Source organism: Chryseobacterium oranimense, from assembly GCF_900129755.1.
Lineage (GTDB): Bacteria > Bacteroidota > Bacteroidia > Flavobacteriales > Weeksellaceae > Chryseobacterium > Chryseobacterium oranimense.
This window is the reverse complement of the sequence record NZ_FQWT01000002.1, coordinates 239,627-258,359: the sequence shown is the minus strand read 5'-3', so window position 1 is coordinate 258,359 and position 18,733 is coordinate 239,627. Positions and strand designations below refer to the sequence as shown.

Genomic DNA, 18,733 nt, shown 5'->3' with positions numbered 1-18,733 from the left:
TAAAATTGAAACAATGAAACAATTAAAATATATATCTTTTGCCCTGATTGCAGCATGGTCACTGACAAGCTGTGCAAACGAACTGGAAACGGCTCCTACAGACCAGGCTAATGGTGCAGAGGTTTTCAAAACGGCAGAAAGCGCAGAAACCGTAATCAATGGTGCCTGGGCAAAACTGAATGATGACGGACCCACTTATGCCAATATCGGTTATTCAACAGTCTTGAGGACAAGTGATGCTATGGGAAGCGATGTGGCGGTTCTGACCAATAAATACGGGTTTCCGTCTGCTTATGCTTTTACGGAAATGATCAATAGTACAGCTTCGAGACCGCAGTTCATATGGTCGACATTATATTCAACCATTAATAATATGAATAATGTGATCACCCGTATTGATCAGACCGAGGGCAGCCAGGAGAAAAAGAACCAGGTGAAAGGGCAGGCTAAAGCATTGCGGGCCTTCTGTTATCTGAACCTGGCCAGCTTTTACCAGTTCAGTTATTTAAAAGACAAAACAGCTCTTACAGCACCTATCTATACGGAACCTTCAACCATAAGTTCAGTTCCAAAGAAAAGGGCTAGTCTGGAGGAAATTTATACCTTGATTAAAAGTGATCTTACGGAAGCAGATAATTTATTGGCCAATTATACCAGAAATAATAAAGATAAGATCAATAAAGCTGTGGTAAACGGACTTTTAGCAAGAACTTACCTGAATACGGGAGAGTGGAGTAAAGCGGTTGCGGCTGCAAAGATTGCCAGAACAGGTTATCCGCTCATGACGGCTGAAAAATATAAGGAAGGCTTCAATGACATCAGCAACGGCGAATGGATCTGGGGACATGGGCAAACTCAGGAACAGTCGGGGGCAAGCTATGCTTTCCACTATCTGGATGTGTCTTCTTCGGGAAGTTATTACTACAGTTTCATGGCGGATCCGTTTTTCAAAAATTTATTTGATACCAATGATATCAGATCCCAGCTGTTTCAGTGGGACGGTCTTCCAGGCAGAGAAGGGCTGTTGAGGTATTCCAAATTTAAATTTAAAACCGGTCTTATTGCAGATATTGTATTAATGAGAGCCGCAGAAATGTATCTTATCGAGGCCGAAGCTGAAGCAAGAAACGGAAATATCGCCAATGCTGTGGCGGTTTTAAACCAGTTGAAAACGGCAAGAAATGCCAATCCTTACACTGGATCTCTTGCCCATGATGAGGTGGTAAAAGAAATCCTGATCGAAAGAAGAAAAGAACTTTTCGGGGAAGGATTCTCTCTTTCAGATATTATCAGAACGCAAGGTACAGTAGTAAGAAAACCTTACGTAGATGCCAGCGGCCAGCCGATAAAAGTACAGGTCACCAATCCGGACGGAACGATAAAAACAGTGAACGGAAGAGGACACTCGGTCTTTAATTTCCCGGATCAAACTGCTTTTGCACCAAACAGTAAGTATTATCTGTTTAGTATTCCGCAGAAGGAGGTGGAGAATAACCCGAATTTATAGTTTTATTTAGATTTGATTTTTTTTTAGCCATCGTTTTGCGGTGGCTTTTTTGTGAATGTCAGCCACTTTATAAATAAAACCACACCCAAAAGCGTGGTTTTTATTTATATTTTTTAAGTTCCATCTTATAGCTAGATTCTTTCGCAAAAAGAACCTACCATAATGTATAGTATTATAAAAAGATTTTTCAAGCTTCTTTTAATCACTTATCCCTTTTTTGATTTTATACTATTCAAAATCATTAATATAGATGATTTAATCTTTTGAGAAATTATCTCCGTTAATTAATGAGGTAACCCAAATTTTTACTAAGAAAGAATCAATTTCTCGAAAAGTAGAAAGTAAGTGAAATTACTTACAAAATTTGTTATAACAATATCTTAAAGCTTTATAAAGTTTCAAATTCCCAAGGAAAGGTATTTTGGTACTCAGGTTTAGATTTTAATAGTTTTAATAGTTGCATCTCAATATTATGAAAATTCTTTTTATCTTGTTCTGCCTGATAACATTTTTGAAATGAAACTTCTTTCGGCTTTTTATTAAAACTGATAATTGTTTTACTTAAAACAGTGCCGTCATCATTATATAAACAGTTAATTCCTTCTGCAGGCAGATTAAATTTCTTATAAACATTAAAAATGCTTTTAAGTTCTTCTTGTGAAAGATTAATATTTACCTCTTTTTGTAATCCTGCAGATTTGTTATTTACCAATAAATAATTTTTATTGCTGTCAAACATAAACTGGATGTAATTTTCTGATATGTTAAAAATAGTTCTTTGATAAGTCAAAGTAATACTATCTGGGACCTGTTGTGCTTTGCAATTCAATAAGAATAGCATTGATAGTAATTTAATTATTTTCATCATATTATTTCATTGATCTATTAAATATTTTATAAAAGCTATTATAAGCTTTATTAAAAAAACTTTTCTCAAAAGGAGATAGAGCATTATATGTAAGGTCAATATCTTCCATAAAAACTCCTTTTATCTTTGTTATATCAACATATCCGTTTTTGAAATATAATTGTTTTTTAGCGTATAAATGTTCTAACTTGTATATTGCCAAATGATCTGTTGTATTTAATCTTACGTCATAACCGGAATTAATATCAATACTTAAAGAAAGAAATCGTTGAGAAAACGCATGTGCTGTTTCGTGAACCATTACTTTACCTAGTAAAACGTCATTTTGAGCAGCCAAAGGAGAATAAACGATATCCGATTTTCCTGTTAAAAAGTCTACTGGCTTTGTCCATCCTAAAACCCCTTTATCATTACCTAGTAATAAATGCCCATCTAATGTTGGCTTTCCAACATATTCCTTTCCAATACCAAATTCTTGAATTTCATCTTTTGTGAAGTTATTTATTCTTTTAGTATTTATATTTTTATTCATTGTCTCATTACTAATTGTGGGATCATAGCTTTCACCATTTTGCATAACCCCATTATCAGTTGTATAATAAGATTTATAACTACCATTTACAAAATAATTTATAGCATATCCGGCACCACCAATAGCAGCACCCATTACAGCACCTCTATATAGACCGGTAAAGAAGTTCTGTCCATTAAATACTGCATCTATTCCTCCTGAAATAGCACCAGTCATACTTCCTACAATTACGGCTCCATTAAAGCCACTGGCAGACATTCCTCCGGTGAGTCCTCCTGTTGCCGCTCCTGTGACAGCCCCTAAAAGTAAACTTTTAGCAAAACCTCCCCAAGACCAATTTCCTGTAACTAAGGATTTTACTATATATAATCCTGCAGCAATTATTGTACCTACTATGGCGCCTTGTATCGCAATGGCTACAGCAGTTAAAAAGACTCCTGCTTCCCAATATTCCCCACTCGGATCATTAAACATCAGTGGATTATTCATTACATACCCATATTTATTATAATTCTGTGTATTGTAAGGATCTTGTATGTTTTCATCTGCATTCAGGAATCTTCTCAGTAACGGATCATACAGTCTTCCATTCATGTGAATGATTCCAACCTCTGCAAAATGTTCATGGCTTGTATATCCCCTTTCCAATAATAACGAAGTGTTGTCAATTATATTCTTATCAGTGATAATCGCTCCATTTCCTATTTGAAGATGTGTAAAATTACCCCAGGCATCAAAATGTCTTTGCTCCAGTTTGTTTCCTGCCTCATCGCTAATGGCCAAGATGCTTCCTAAATAATCTTTATGTAAAAATTTGTAAGATCCATTGGCTTCATCATAATTCTTCAGGTAAATGATATTGCTTTCGTATGGATTTCCACCAATATAAAGAACGTGTTTTTCTTTACCTGTTGTATTGTCTTTTACGATTTCAAAACTTCCGTCTTCACTGTAGAACTTAGTAAATTTACCTTCCTGATCAGGATCAAAATTTCCTCCATAGCTTACTTTTTGTCTCATACTAGTCAAGCCGTACTGAAAAGCTACATCTCCTTTTTCACCATTAATAAATACAGGATCATTGTTTTCGTTATAGGCAATACTTTGAATCAGGTCATTATTATAATTCTGACTACCTGCTGCATTCAGTGTCATCCCTGTTGGCTGATAGATTTTAGTAGAGTTTTCATACTTGATTGTCCCCACCTGGTCAATTTCTATAATCCTTCCTTTAGTATCATAGCTATTTTGAGAGTTTTGTCCCGTTCTAGGATTTGTCCAGCTGATTAATCTGTTATTGTCATCATAATCAAATGATTCGATTATATTAAAATCACCTAAAGTTTTTCTCAACTTAAGTTCATTTTTAATAACATCAAAATTATACTGGATGTTCAGAATACTTTGTACAGGAGAAATATGTTTGATTTCTGTTAAGAATCCAGTTGCATCATTATATGTATTATTAATATCTGAAACTCCTAATTTGGCTCTTACAACCTGACCTTTAGCATTGGTTTCTTTAAGTTCCCATAAAACTTTACCTGAGTTTTTATCTTTTACTTGATAAAGCTCTCCATTCCAGGCACTATATACATTTTCTACAGTAACTTTGGTCAAAATACCGGAAGAATATAATTGTTTTTCGTAAGAAATTACCCTTGCCTTATCATCATAAGTAATACCTTTTTGTATATAATACCTTCCATTGCTGCTTTCAGACGAAGATAATAATCTTCCCTGCGGATCATAGGCTACATTTGAGCTATAAGTTTTTCCTTTAGATGTTCCGCTTTTTGAAATTATCCTTCCTTTGCTATCATAGGAATAAGAAATTATTTTATTGGTTGCCTGCCCTCCATCTGTTGTAGAGATCTCTGCATGAGAAATAAGCTGACCTAAATTATTATAAATATACTCCTTAGTTCCCTTGGGGCTTATAATTTTCTTAGTTTGTCCGAAAGGATCATATTCATATTTGTACAATCCGTTGGAAGGATCATTGAACTCAGATTTTCTTCCCCACGAGTCATACTTGGTGGTAACAATATTTTCGGCATATTGTGCCTTTATCTGTTCGCCCGCAGCATTGTAAGAGAAATTGACAGTTCCTCCCTTATCTGTACTGGAAATAACATTATTTAAAGCATCAGTGGTTTTACTATTTGTTCTTGCATATCCGTTAACTTCTGTTACGGAGATGGTATTTCCAGAAGTAACGGTTTCTATTTGCTTACCCAAGAATGAAGATATTTCTCCTACATTATTTAAGGTTGCTAATGCCGTTGCTGTGATCTTAGCGGGATAAAAAGTATCATTATAGGCAATGACATTCCACTGGCTTATATTTCCACCTTCAAAATAAGGTTCACTCTCTTTCGTTTTCCTACCTAAAACATCATATTGAGTTTCCTGTGATATAAATTGTCCTTGTCCAAATGCTTTTGTAGATGTTTTATAATCCTGTCCTAATTTGTTGGTGAATTTTTTTGACACATCACCATCAGGGTCATACTGAGTAATAGTTATATTTGATTGGTTATCTCTTTCATATTGATATGTTGTTGTTCCTTCGAGATTGGTTTTAGACTTCATTAGTTTACCCCAACCATCATAGATATTGGTGAGCTTATTGTCCAACGGATCCGTCTGGGTAAGGATTTGTCCCCTATCATTGTATGTGTAGCTGGTCGCTAGTCCGAGATTATCTGTATTTTTTTCAACAAATCTTCCTGTAGGTTCATATTTAGATGTACGGGTTTGGGTTTGAGAGTCTACACTGTTAGTGATAACTTTTTGAATCATGTTTCCAAAACCATCATAATTATAGGTTTCCTGTAAATATTCTGTATTATCCCTGTTCCACGTTTTAAGTGTTTTTAAAAGATTACTTTCATAAACATATTCTTCTTTTGTAGATTTTGTATCACCATAAGCCTGTGTTATAACAGTTTTAGACTCTGGTCGACCAATATAATAATTGGAGCCTATCCCTGTTGGGTTATGGATATATTCAAAAGTAGTTTTTATTGTTGAAAAATTATTATTGATATTGATCTGGGTGGAACTTGGTAAGTAATAATTATTATAAATTACTGATTTCGTTAAAGTAATGTTTTTTAAGAAATCTTTTTCAATAATGATTTCAGGAAGAATTATATCAACTTTGTTAGGCAGTTGCTGAATAGTATAATTATTTTGTTTAAATGATAATAACTGAGTATTATTAACGGAAATATCTGTCGGGAAAATCAGGTTTTCGTCGTTAGTTCTGATTGACCATTCTTTTACCTGTTGACCAAATTTTTGGGCATCCATTTCAACACCGCTCCATATTTTTGTGTTTTCAAAACCATCTGCATACCATGAAGATCGAGCCATTTGGTGATACCCAATACTTCCTCTTCCTTGCAAATGCCCTGTCATTCCTCTGTATCGGAAATCCTGCTTTCTGCCTACCTGCTGAAGTTGGGAAACAACGAAGGTCTGATCTACTCTTTCTAACGAAAAATAAGGATAAAGCTCTTTCTTAACTTTCTTATAAATATTAGTTCCATTAGAAACTGCTTCCAAATAACTAATTCCCGTTATAATACTCCCATTTCCTTGATTAATAGATTTAATCCTTGCCAATTCTGAAAGTGGTGTAGGTGCTTTTATTCTGTGTAGATGCTCCTTCCAATATAGAAAAACATTATAGTAGTTATTATTTGCTTTTATTGGATTAGTCAAAGGAGTAAACAATGTTAGATCCTGAATATCCTGTACTTGGTAAGTTTGGCTAACGAAGGATGGTATGGGCTGGAAATTTAGCGTACCATCAGAAGCTGCTCCATTAGCCAATTTTGTACTTATGACATAACCGAAATCCCTATATCCTTGTGCGCTGTAAGGATTAATCTGATTATATGAGAAAATCTGTAAAACATCAGATTTTCCATCCTTATTTATATCAGCAATAGAAAAGAAATACTGTTTTGCAAATTTATTATAGTTACCCGTAGTCTCTGTCTGACGTTTTCTATAAGAGAAAAATTCTATTTTAAGAAAATTATTGAATCCTGTCCCTGTTCCTATATAGAATCTCCAATTATCTGGTTTACCAATAGCCGTATCTGTTACAGGAATTGTAAAATCTAATTTACCATCCCCATTAAAATCACCAAATAGTACAGGGAATTCAGGATCTTTGGTTTCAACCAAATTGCTTGTAAACCTAATCTTTTTGAGATATTGATTCGGAGCCGTTTTTACAAATTCAAATACTTTGTAATCATTATTGGAGACATTGATGGTTTCAACCTTTCCGTCTCCATCTATATCCATATATTGCTGGTTATAAAGAATGTTTTCATTAATTCCTGCATCAATTGTATAAGTAGCAACTGGATTATTCTGATTTTTTAAATCTACAATAAAGTTCCCTACATCATATGTCGCACATCTGAGAATGGTACACGGATCGGGACGGTTCGTAGTTTCATTTGGAGTAATATTATTACAAGCGGGATCTGGTATCCATTCACAAATTCTTTTTTTTAAAGTCAAAAAAATATCCGAAATACCATCCCCATTAATGTCACCTTCATTCAATGACGAAACCTCTATGCGACAGCCCGCAGGTGGAGGTTCATTACCTGTAATACAGTCGGATTCATCATAAACTAATTTTTCAAATACTTTGACAAAAATGTTATTTCTGAAGATATAACCTACAATTTTACCTTCTTCATATTGTACAATTCCATTCCCATTATAGATTTGTCCTTCTTCGTCCAGTAATGTACTCACTACTTTTGCATTAGTTTCAAAATATTTATTGGTGATAATCGTCGTAAAAGTGTCATTATTAAATGCGCCTAATTTCACAGTACCATTTGACATAACAAAATCGATATAGGAATCCCCATTGAGGTCACCTGTCAGTTTTACGTCGCTAAACGGATCACTATTGGGTAAATAGTCTGGATCCACAGAAGCAGGAACGGGTTGAGGATAATCAAATGCTATAGGATTGGCAGCAGCTCCTTCGGAATTGTATTCCGTAATTTTATTAACAAACTGATAGCTTGTACCATTGTTGCCATATTCAATAGTATATTTTTTATAGGAATTGTTGTTCGTTTTCACAACAATATTATCCAATATCCTGTCCTGAATCAATGAAACTCCAGCAACATAATACTGCTCAGACAAAGTTCTAGGCATATAGTTAAATGTGATTTCATTGATTACAGGAGTATTTAATACTTCGTTTCCTCCCCATTGAATGCTAGAAACTGAAGCTACATTTTTAGATGCAGTTTGTACATAGTTATATATAATATAATTTCCCTGAGCATCTCTCCATTTAGCAATATTGTATTCAATAGGGGTTCTGGCTAAACTTGCTCCCGAAGTAATACCGCCATACCAAGCCTGCGAACCGTCTTCAAAAGTCACTTCCCAGTATTCGGGACCTTGCCATGTCTGACCTGTGATTGCCCCAACTGATTTTATTTTGATATTTGAGTACTTCTCCGTAACATATTCTGCGCCATCTTTACCATATTCTCCGGATTTTAGAATCAGTCTCTGCCCGTTAAAACTATAATAGTCTGAATAGTTTAATTTTACACTGGTTAACTCTCCGTCTTTTTCAATATTTTTTCCACTTCTGGAAATAGTAGTAACGCCTGATAAAGCCCATCCAAAACCAGCAATTCCATTTCCGGAGTTACTCAGATAGATTAAACTCATATTGGGAGAAACAGTTTTCACACCCTGAGGCAGATCAATCGGCAGGGTAAATTGCAATTGCCCTGCTCCACTGACTTCTATATTTCCTTTAGTGTCATGAAAACTCTGTCCTGCCGGAGCAGTTGTTCCTGATGGGTTGGTTGCGCCTGCATCTGAATCTGCAGGCCCACCGCCCAGGTTTTCAGTACCCGGACCAATTTTAGCAATAAAGGGATTGGATACATTTGATGTTGCATGAAATCCTTGTGCAAGCACAACAGTCTGTGGATCCTGAACTGTTCGCGAGGTACTTTCAGTTTGGTATAATATCGTTTGAGAGTATCCCAATATTGAGATACAGGATATAATGAATGAATAGAAAATTTTCATATTCTTTTCTTTGTGTTAATAAATTGATAAATAATGAATCAGAAAATAGCTTATCGTTTGGTCACATTTCTGCTGAAGACTCTTCCGTCTTTCAGAGTAAAACGTAGGATATAAACGCCCCAGTCATAACCTGTCATGTTAATCTTAAGCTGACGGTTTAACCCCGGAATATTCTGTTGCTGGAATTTCCAGTGTACTGTACTGTGCTGATATAATGAAACAGATTCTATAAGGTCATCAGCTTCTTGCGTCCAGTCGATGGTGAGAACATCATTTACCGGTACAGGATAAAGTCTGATCTGTTTTAAGAAAGTTTTTTCATCCATAGCAGGAACTTCTTGCTGTTGCAGTGGAGCTACTGTTTTAGTTTCTTGTTTAGCCGCTTCAGCAGGTGCATTTTTACCTGTAGCGTTAGGCCCCCTGTATATTTGGTTTCCTGCTTCATCATATTTGAAATAGACCTCTGTCTGGGAATATCCAAAGAAACCTACAAATAATGAGAATATCGAAAGTAATTTTTTTTGCATAAGTGTTTATTTTTTTTCAGAAAGAAGTTGTTCCAGTTGTGCTTCAATTTTTTCAATCTTTTCAGATTGCATGTTTAGAGCTTTATTTTCTTCTTTAAGTAATCTAATTTGTTCTGATTGAGATTTTATTTGCTTACTTTGCTCGATTGTGTATAGAGTGAGCTCTTCTATTTTTTGCAGTAGCTTAATTTGAAATTCACCCATATTTACGCCTTCCTTTTCCATTACTTTAGCTGAAGCAATTTCGGGAAGATGTCTGTTCTCTTTGATATGTTTTTCTACATCTTCGAGATTTGGAAGGTTATAGTTATCATCAAAAACAAAATCAGCTGTTGGTGTAAGAGTTACTTTTACTTCTTTAGCTTCAAATTTACCTTGCAGTGAGGCGTTGCCGTTGGAATGTAAGGTAAAAGTCTGTTGCTTAAGCCCTGTACCGGATACCAAGTTAAAATTAATCTCATTATCTAATAATCGAATATATGAACCTCCTTTTGAAGGATTTATTCTTTCCATACTGCCCCCATTCAAAAAATTTTTCATATTATTTCCAATTCCTACTCCGGAATAGGTTAATCCTGGCTCAGAAGCCCAAATCATTAAATCAGCAGGAGCATTACCATCATTGTCTGCATGCAATAAGATCGTAGAAGTATAATGCTTCCCAAAAATCGAAAGTTTCTCTTGGGGCGAGGGTGTATTTATACCGATATTGCCATTGTCTGACAAGAATAAAGGCACATCACAAATTCCACCCGCACAACGGTTGACTGCATCATATCTCATGAATCCCAACCCTTTTGCCCAAGTATTTCCTTTCCATATACTCCATTCCTTTACTTGGCCGGATTGTGTATATGAATCATCAATAAATCTCAGTCCGGTAGGAATATAATCTCCATTACCTCTAATAATAGGAATCCCGCTGTTGGCATTAATATCAAGGCTTCCCTCAGGAGCATTTGTGCCGATGCCAACATTGTTATTTGAAGAGGTTTGTAGTGTGCCAGCTGGAGTGTATAATTGTGCAAAAGAAAAAGATGATGCCAATAGGGCTAATGATAATAATTTTTGTTTCATAATGTTTATTTTTTTTCAGAAAAAAGTTTTTCCAGTTGTTTTTCCAGTTTTTCAGATTGTATGTTTAGAGTTTTATTTTCTTCCTTAAGCAACCTAATTTGTTCTGATTGTAATTTTATTTGCTTACTTTGCTCTATTGAGTATAGGGTAAGCTCTTCTATTTTTTGCAATAGCTTAATTTGAAATTCACCCACATTTACGCCTTCCTTTTCCATCACTTTTGCTGAAGCAATTTCGGGGAGATGTCTCTTCTCTTTAATATGTTTTTCTACATCTTCGAGATTTGGAAGATTATAATTATCATCAAAAACAAAATCTGCTGTTGGTGTAAGAGTTATTTTTACTTCTTTGGCTTCTAATTTCCCTTGTAAAGAAGCATTCTCATCTTTGACTAAAAAACTTGTGCCTAAGCGGGTACCTCCGGTGAAATCATTAGCATAATTTAACGTAAGTACGTTGCCCCCGTCGTGTACCATAGCACGGCCGCCTGAACCTCTGTCTGGATACTGAAGCCATAAATCTGCAGCTCCATTGAATGTAAAGCGTCCTGCATTACCTATTCTAAATGTACCCTGTACATCTAAATTATATAATGGATTTTTAATTCCTATCCCAACATTTCCATTTGGCGTAAATCTTGCTACTTCGTTTTGATTGAATCTTATTGCCATTGCTTCTATAGGCTCGCTACCACTTCTCACAATTCCTAAATCTGCTGTATCATTATACCAAGTAAAACGTAACATTGAATTCATAGAATTGACAGCATTTGATGATTCTAAAAACTTTATTGTTTTCGGTTCTCCTCCAAAAACAATATCAAATTTAGCTTGAGGATTATTCGTGCCAATTCCTATGTTCCCCGTAGATGTATTTGTAGTTGCTTGCACCTGTCCAGAGGGAACAGCCAGCTGTGCAAAGCTAAAAGATGATATCAATAGGGAGGACATCAGTAATTTTTTTTCCATCATAATAATCTTAAAATATGTTAAATGTTTTTACAAAATTATCCTTTTTAGTTCACAATAAAAAGATTTATTTGATCGATGATTATATGAATCTTTTCATAGTTAATATTTTACAATTGATTAACTGTAAGTGTAAATATATTTTATGAAACGTTAAAATTTGGTGTATTTATTTTCCCATCAAAATGATAGTACTTTTATTACTATAAATACTAAATTATAATTTCGAGATGTTATAGAAATGAATAAGAGTTCTTATTTTTTTAGTAATTGTTCGGTATTTGGAGGTAGATATTTTTCGTAATGTAATTTTATTAGAGATTTTGAAAAAAGATAATTAAGAGACAAACCTTTTATTTTACCAAAGAATTGTCATTATTCTTTCACAAAATAAACAATCTTCTCATTTCCATTCTTATCTTTAAAACCGATCTTAATACTGTCAAGACTCTCCCTTTTGCTAATATCATTATAATAGAGCACAAGATTATCATTATTGATACCTCCGCAGAAATCACAGTGAAAATCAAGGAACTGACTGTGATCACTGTCTTCAAGGGAAAGACCTGCCTTACCTGTTTTTAGATTTTTAATTCTTACACTGAATGCGAAGAAATTTTTATTGATTGTTTGATCATTTTTTGAATTAAACTTGAAAGAAGTAAAGGCTTCTACGATCTCATATTCTCCCTGGTTGATGATCACCTTATTTTCTGTGGGAAGATATTCCTTAATGAAAAGATGTCTGCTCTTAGCTTCAGAAACAGTCTGAGGTAGAAACTCAGTATCAGATCCTACGCAGCAGAATAAAACTAAGCATAAAAGAATTAAAAAAAGTTTTTTCATAGGTTATTTTGGATATAATCCATATCTCAAAAATAAAGAAAATATACACCTCTTTTAAAAAATCAATATGATGTTAAGAATACAATAAATACTTTCCGTTTTAGAAAAAAACTCTACCTTTGTCCATATGAACCTGTTAAGATGGATACTTGCATTCTATTTCATGGCATTATCACTGATGCCTTGTGAAGATGTGCACCGCTCTTCAGGAACTTCAGAGACAAGACTGTCTTTCAATATCCAGGAGTCCCATTCCAAAGATCAGGGAGATATATGCTCACCGTTGTGTACCTGTAGCTGCTGTCAGATGACTGTGTCTTCTTTCAAAATGGATCCTTTGTTTCAAATTCAGAGCCATGTTCAGGCTTATTTTTCAAAGAAAATTCTTTTTCATAACAACAATTTTGCTTACCAGATGTATGATCATATCTGGCAACCTCCTAAAATTTAATTTTACTGATTATTAGAAAGTTATGCTTTCTGATCTATTGAACTTTGCAATGTTATTGCAGAGGTCTTCGTGATATTTTTGCATCGGCATTACCGCCGTATGCAGTAATTACCAATTAAAATTAAATACAGATTGTGTTAGATAAAATCATAAAATTCAGTATCAAAAACAAGTTGGTCGTCGGTATTATGACCTTGCTTTTGATCATCTGGGGAGTATGGAGTGCTACAAAACTTCCCATAGATGCCGTTCCTGACATCACCAACAATCAGGTGCAGATCATCACCGCGTGTCCTACTCTGGCAGGACAGGAAGTGGAACAGCTTGTAACTTTTCCTATAGAGCAGAGTATTGCAAACATTCCGGATATCCAAGAAACCAGAAGTATTTCCAGGTTCGGGCTTTCCGTAATCACTGTGGTATTCAAAGAAGATGTAGATGTTTATTTTGCCAGACAGCTGATCAATGAACAGCTGAAACTGGCCGTGGAAGAAATTCCCAAAGGAGTAGGGACACCGGAACTTGCCCCTGTAAGTACCGGCCTCGGGGAAGTATATCAGTACATCCTTCATCCCAAAAAAGGCAGCGAAAAGAAATATTCGGCCAAAGAACTCCGTACCATGCAGGACTGGATCGTCCGCAGACAGCTGAACGGAACTCCGGGCGTTGCAGAAATTAACAGCTTCGGAGGAGAACTGAAACAGTATGAGGTAGGTGTAAACCCGGACCGCCTTAAAGCGATGGGGGTAAGTATTACCGACATATTTACAGCGTTGGAAAAAAATAACCAGAATACCGGGGGAGCTTATATCGACAAAAAGCCAAATGCTTATTTTATCCGCGGAATTGGCCTTGTGGCCTCACTGGAAGACATTAAAAATATTTCCGTAAAAAATGAAACCGGAAGCGTTCCCATATTTATAAAAGATGTTGCAGATGTCCGTCTTGGAAATGCTGTACGTTACGGGGCATTGACTTACGATGGAAAAGTAGATGCAGTAGGCGGCGTAGTCATGATGCTGAAAGGAGCCAACAGTAACGAAGTGGTCAGCCGTATTAAAGCTAAAATCCCGACCATTCAGAAGTCACTTCCGGATGATGTGGTCATAGAGCCCTTCCTGGACAGAACAGATCTTGTTGGAAGAGCAATTAACACTGTAGAAAAGAACCTTATTGAAGGTGCCTTAATTGTCATTTTTGTACTGGTGGTTTTCCTTGGAAACCTTAGGGCGGGACTTATTGTGGCTTCAGCTATTCCACTATCGCTGCTTTTTGCTTTGGGAATGATGAATGTTTTTGGAGTGAGTGCCAATTTAATGAGCCTTGGAGCAATAGACTTCGGGTTGATTGTAGATGGCGCAGTAATTATTGTGGAAGCCACCTTACATCATTTAGGGCTGAGAAAATCTATGCGGACGCTTACCCAAAGTGAAATGAACGAAGAAGTTTTTCTTTCCGCATCGAAGATCAGGAGTAGTGCTGCTTTCGGAGAAATTATTATTCTGATCGTTTACATTCCGATCCTTACATTGGCCGGTGTGGAAGGGAAAATGTTTACACCAATGGCTAAAACAGTAGGATTTGCCATTTTAGGAGCTTTGATCCTCTCATTGACTTATATTCCGATGATGAGCGCATTATTCTTGTCTAAAAAGATTTCACATAAAGAAACTATCTCAGACAAAATGATGAATTTTTTGCAGAAAATCTATCAGCCGCTGCTGCGGAAAGCAGTGAAAGTAAAATACATCATTGTATCAGCTACGGTTTTCATTTTTATCATCAGTGCTTTTATTTTTAAGAACATGGGAGGAGAATTTATCCCACAGTTGCAGGAAGGGGATTATGCATTCCACTGTATCCTGCCTCAGGGAAGCTCCCTCAGTCAAAGTATCGAAACCTCCATGCAGGCTTCAAGAATGATCAAACAGTTTGATGAAGTGAAAATGGTCGTAGGGAAAACCGGTTCCGCTGAGGTTCCTACCGATCCGATGCCTCCCGAAGCCTCCGACCTGATCGTTGTTTTAAAACCGCAAAGCGAATGGAAATCCAAAAAGTCATATACAGAACTGGCTGATGAGATCAGTGAAAAATTAGAAACCATTCCCGGAGTGTTTTTTGAAAAGAACCAGCCAATCCAGATGCGTTTCAATGAGCTGATGACCGGGATCAGACAGGACGTTGCCGTTAAAATTTTTGGAGAAAACCTCGATTCACTTTCTATTTATGCGGATAAAGTTGGAAAAATTATCCAGACTGTTGAAGGCGCAACTGCTCCACAGATTGAAAGAGTAAGCGGGCTTCCACAGATCAATGTAGAATACGACAGAACGAGAATGGCGAATTACGGATTAAATATAGAAGATGTAAACAATGCCGTAAGTACCGCCTTTGCAGGTAAAACGGCCGGTCAGGTTTTTGAAAACGAAAGACGCTTCGACCTTGTAGTCCGTCTCGACAGTCTGCACAGGACCAGTATCGATGATGTAAATAATTTAATGATCGCAACGGGAGCAGGTACACAGATCCCGCTTTCCCAGGTAGCTAATGTCAGCTATAAACTGGGGCCGGCACAGATCAGCCGTGAAGAAGGAAAAAGAAGAATTGTAATCGGTTTTAATGTAAAAGGCCGTGATGTACAAAGTGTAGTCAAAGATATTCAGACTAAACTGGATCAGCAGATCAAATTACCTTCCGGATATTATTTTACCTATGGCGGACAGTTCGAAAATCTACAGGAAGCCAGCAAACGTCTGATGATCGCAGTCCCGGTTTCCCTCTTCCTGATTTTTATGCTTTTATATTTCACTTTCCATTCCTTCAAGCAGGCCGCATTAATCTTTACAGCTATTCCAATGAGTGCCATCGGAGGTATATTTGCCCTTCTTTTGAGGGATATGCCGTTCAGTATTAGCGCCGGTATCGGATTTATCGCTCTTTTTGGGGTGGCAGTTCTTAACGGAATTGTTTTAATCGGAACCTTTAATCAATTGGAGAAAGATGGTGAAACAGATGTATTGAAAAGAGTATATGAAGGGACAAAAGCCAGATTAAGACCCGTTCTGATGACCGCAACAGTAGCTTCATTGGGTTTTCTGCCGATGGCAATTTCCACAGGAGCCGGAGCCGAAGTACAGAAACCTTTGGCAACCGTAGTAATCGGAGGATTGGTAACTGCTACATTCCTTACCTTATTTGTCCTGCCGATGCTGTATATCATTTTTAATACAAAGATTCCTCGAAAGATGAATAAAATTAAACCTATCACTACAGTTATTATTCTTGGATTTCTGGTGGTCGGGCAGACCTTTAAAGCGCAAGCCAGACAGATTTCCGTGGATCAGGCAGTAGAAATGGCTGCAGAAAATAATCTGGCATTAAAATCAAAAGATCTCAATATAAAATCTGCGGAAGCCCTGAAAGGCACAGCAAAAGAGCTTCCCAAATTAAATTTTGAAGCCCAGCTGGGGCAATATAACAGCCCGAAATTTGACCAGTCGTTTGCCATTTCGCAAAGCATTCCTTTCCCTACACTATTCAGGGCAAGAAGAGAATTGATTGCGGAAAATATAAAAAGCCGTCAGATCGATAAGGAAATTTCTGTCAATGAGCTTACAAAGCAGGTTCGGTCATATTATTATCAGATCGAGTACCTTCAGTATAATAAATTCAAACTGAAAGATCTTGACAGTCTTTACCAGGATTTTATCAGGATTGCCACTGTAAGATTTAAAGCAGGGGATATCAAAAAGATTGAAATTAATACAGCAGAAACCCAAAAAGGAGAAATCAGCCTGCTGCTGAAACAGAACGAAGTCTATCTGAACAATGCTTATAAAAACCTGAAGACATTACTGAATACTTCTGAGGATATTGAAGTGCCTTTTAAAAATAATTATGAACCCCTGAAGACCGAAAATATTCTGGACAGCTCATCGGTAGCCAACAATCCTGCGGTCAAAGCTTTTTATCATGAAATGGAAATTGCTGAAAAGAATAAAAGCGTAGAAAAATCACAGGGACTTCCCGAATTCAGCATTGGACTGACCAGCCAGTCACTGATTGGGTTCCATACCAAAAACGGACAGGAGAAATTCTATAATGCCGGAGATCGTTTCAATTCGTTTTCTGTAGGCGTTGCCATTCCTTTGACATTTGGAGCGACAAAAGCAAGAATGCAGTCCCTGGAATATGAAAAGCTGGCCGCCGAAACCAATGCAAAAATGAAACAGAACCAGCTTTCAGCACAGCTTGAAAATGCTTTTGAACAATACCGGCAGGATACGCAGCAGTATGAGTATTATGTCAAGCAGGCAATTCCTAATGCTGAAAAAATTGTCAAAACAGCCCAATTAGGCTATAAAACAGGAGAAATTTCCTATGTAGAATATCTTTTTGCTCTTCAGACTGCTACCAATATTCAGTTAAAATACCTTGAATCCATCCAGCAGGTCAATCAGTCTGTCGTTACCATTAATTCAATCATCAATAAATAACATGAAAATAAAGCACAATATCATATATCTGACCGTCACAGTACTTTTACTTGTAAGCTGTGGGAAAAAAGAGGTTCAGGCCGGAACGTCCGAAGTAAAAACTGAAAAGGCAGAAGCGGGTCATGAAGAAGTCCCTCAGACCATTGCGTCATTAACGGAAGAACAAATCAAATCAGTTGGGATATCCTTAAGCCCTGTAGAGATGAAAGAACTTACCTCAACAGTTAAAGCAAACGGCCTTCTGAGGGTTCCCAATAATAATAAGGCAACCATAACTTCCCTCTATGGCGGAGTAATTAAAACCCTGAATGTACAGGTAGGAAGCATCGTAAAAAAGGGACAGGTGATTGCAACTATTGCAAACCCTGAATTTATCCGGCTACAGGAAGAATATTTAACAACGAACAGCAGAATTACCTACGCAGAGCAGGAGTACAGAAGACAGCGTGAACTTTTTGACAACGATGCCGGCGCGAAGAAAAACCTGCAGAGCTCAGATGCAGAGCTTAAAACCCTGAGGACTAAAAAAGCCTCCCTTTTAAGACAGCTTCAGATGATGGGAATCAGCCCGGGGAAAGTAAGTAATGGCAATATGAGATCCGGCTTAGTGATTACAGCACCGATCAGCGGAACGGTCAGCAGTATTTCAGCACAGATCGGAAGCTATGTAGATGTTTCGTCACCTGTGGCAGAAATTATTGATAACAATTCTATCCATCTGGATCTTCAGGTTTTTGAAAAAGATCTTCCCAAAATGAGAGTAGGGCAGATCGTTCATTTCAAATTGACCAATAACCCTGAAACCGAATATGACGCCATGGTTTACAGTGTAGGTTCCTCATTTGAAAACGAAAGCAAAACCGTTTCAGTACATGGCACAGTCACCGGAAATAAAGCAGGACTGATCGACGGAATGAATATCACCGGAATTGTCAGTTTAGATAAAAACACTACACCCGCAGTCCCCAATGAAGCCATCGTAGAAGCAGACGGAAAATATTATGTGTTTGTTCAGACCGACAAAAAGGCTGAAGCACATGAAGAAGCGGACGGCGAGAAAGAGGGAGAGGAGCCTAAGCATAAACAAAAGACTATCAATTTTGAAAAGGTGGAAGTAGTAAAAGGAACTTCAGATATGGGATATACAGCAATTACCCCTGTGAAAGAAGTTCCTGCCGATGCTAAAATAGTAGTGAAGGGAGCATTTTTTGTTAATGCAAAACTTTCCAATTCCGGAGGGCATGAGCATTAAAAACGGGAAATGATAAGCAATTTATAAGAACAGACCGGAAAAGGTGCCGATTTTTATGCCTAAATTAGAGGGGTTTACGGTACATTTTCAGAAACAGAATA

At 36.8% G+C, this 18,733-nt stretch carries 10 protein-coding genes; 4 read left to right on the top strand and 6 right to left on the bottom strand.

The genetic code is table 11. The features are described from left to right. Positions 1 to 13: 13 nt before the first annotated feature. Positions 14 to 1,507 (top strand): RagB/SusD family nutrient uptake outer membrane protein, encoded by a 1,494-nt coding sequence (locus tag BUB03_RS07745; RefSeq protein WP_073061698.1) that lies wholly within the window; start codon positions 14 to 16, stop codon positions 1,505 to 1,507. Positions 1,508 to 1,895: 388 nt separating this feature from the next. Here the strand turns inward: BUB03_RS07745 and BUB03_RS07740 are convergent, their stop codons facing one another. The 6 genes from BUB03_RS07740 to BUB03_RS07715 form a co-directional block, all read right to left on the bottom strand. Further along, positions 1,896 to 2,375 (bottom strand): hypothetical protein, encoded by a 480-nt coding sequence (locus BUB03_RS07740; protein ID WP_073061696.1) that lies wholly within the window; start codon positions 2,373 to 2,375, stop codon positions 1,896 to 1,898. Position 2,376: 1 nt separating this feature from the next. After that, positions 2,377 to 9,015: an RHS repeat-associated core domain-containing protein gene (locus BUB03_RS07735; protein ID WP_073061694.1), complete on the bottom strand. Its 6,639-nt coding sequence runs from the start codon at positions 9,013 to 9,015 to the stop codon at positions 2,377 to 2,379. A 50-nt stretch (positions 9,016 to 9,065) separates the two neighbouring features. After that, positions 9,066 to 9,542 (bottom strand): hypothetical protein, encoded by a 477-nt coding sequence (locus tag BUB03_RS07730; protein WP_073061692.1) that lies wholly within the window; start codon positions 9,540 to 9,542, stop codon positions 9,066 to 9,068. A gap of 6 nt (positions 9,543 to 9,548) precedes the next feature. Continuing rightward, positions 9,549 to 10,619 carry a hypothetical protein gene (locus BUB03_RS21545; protein WP_139258798.1) on the bottom strand — a complete coding sequence of 357 codons (1,071 nt, stop codon included), beginning with the start codon at positions 10,617 to 10,619 and terminating at the stop codon, positions 9,549 to 9,551. Positions 10,620 to 10,624: 5 nt separating this feature from the next. Continuing rightward, on the bottom strand, positions 10,625 to 11,587 hold the full coding sequence (locus tag BUB03_RS22065) for a hypothetical protein (protein ID WP_073062701.1): 963 nt from the start codon (positions 11,585 to 11,587) through the stop codon (positions 10,625 to 10,627). Between the two features lie 375 nt (positions 11,588 to 11,962). Then, positions 11,963 to 12,433 (bottom strand): hypothetical protein, encoded by a 471-nt coding sequence (locus BUB03_RS07715; RefSeq protein ID WP_073061691.1) that lies wholly within the window; start codon positions 12,431 to 12,433, stop codon positions 11,963 to 11,965. 127 nt (positions 12,434 to 12,560) lie between these two features. Here BUB03_RS07715 and BUB03_RS07710 point away from each other — a divergent pair, with 127 nt between their 5' ends. The 3 genes from BUB03_RS07710 to BUB03_RS07700 all read left to right on the top strand — a co-directional run bounded on the left by BUB03_RS07710 (position 12,561) and on the right by BUB03_RS07700 (position 18,632). Beyond that, positions 12,561 to 12,884 (top strand): DUF6660 family protein, encoded by a 324-nt coding sequence (locus BUB03_RS07710; RefSeq protein ID WP_073061688.1) that lies wholly within the window; start codon positions 12,561 to 12,563, stop codon positions 12,882 to 12,884. Between the two features lie 134 nt (positions 12,885 to 13,018). After that, the gene (locus BUB03_RS07705) at positions 13,019 to 17,380 is read left to right on the top strand and encodes a CusA/CzcA family heavy metal efflux RND transporter (protein ID WP_073061686.1); all 4,362 of its coding nucleotides are present in this window, start codon (positions 13,019 to 13,021) and stop codon (positions 17,378 to 17,380) included. Position 17,381: 1 nt separating this feature from the next. After that, positions 17,382 to 18,632 (top strand): efflux RND transporter periplasmic adaptor subunit, encoded by a 1,251-nt coding sequence (locus BUB03_RS07700; protein ID WP_073061684.1) that lies wholly within the window; start codon positions 17,382 to 17,384, stop codon positions 18,630 to 18,632. The last annotated feature ends 101 nt before the right edge of the window (positions 18,633 to 18,733 follow it).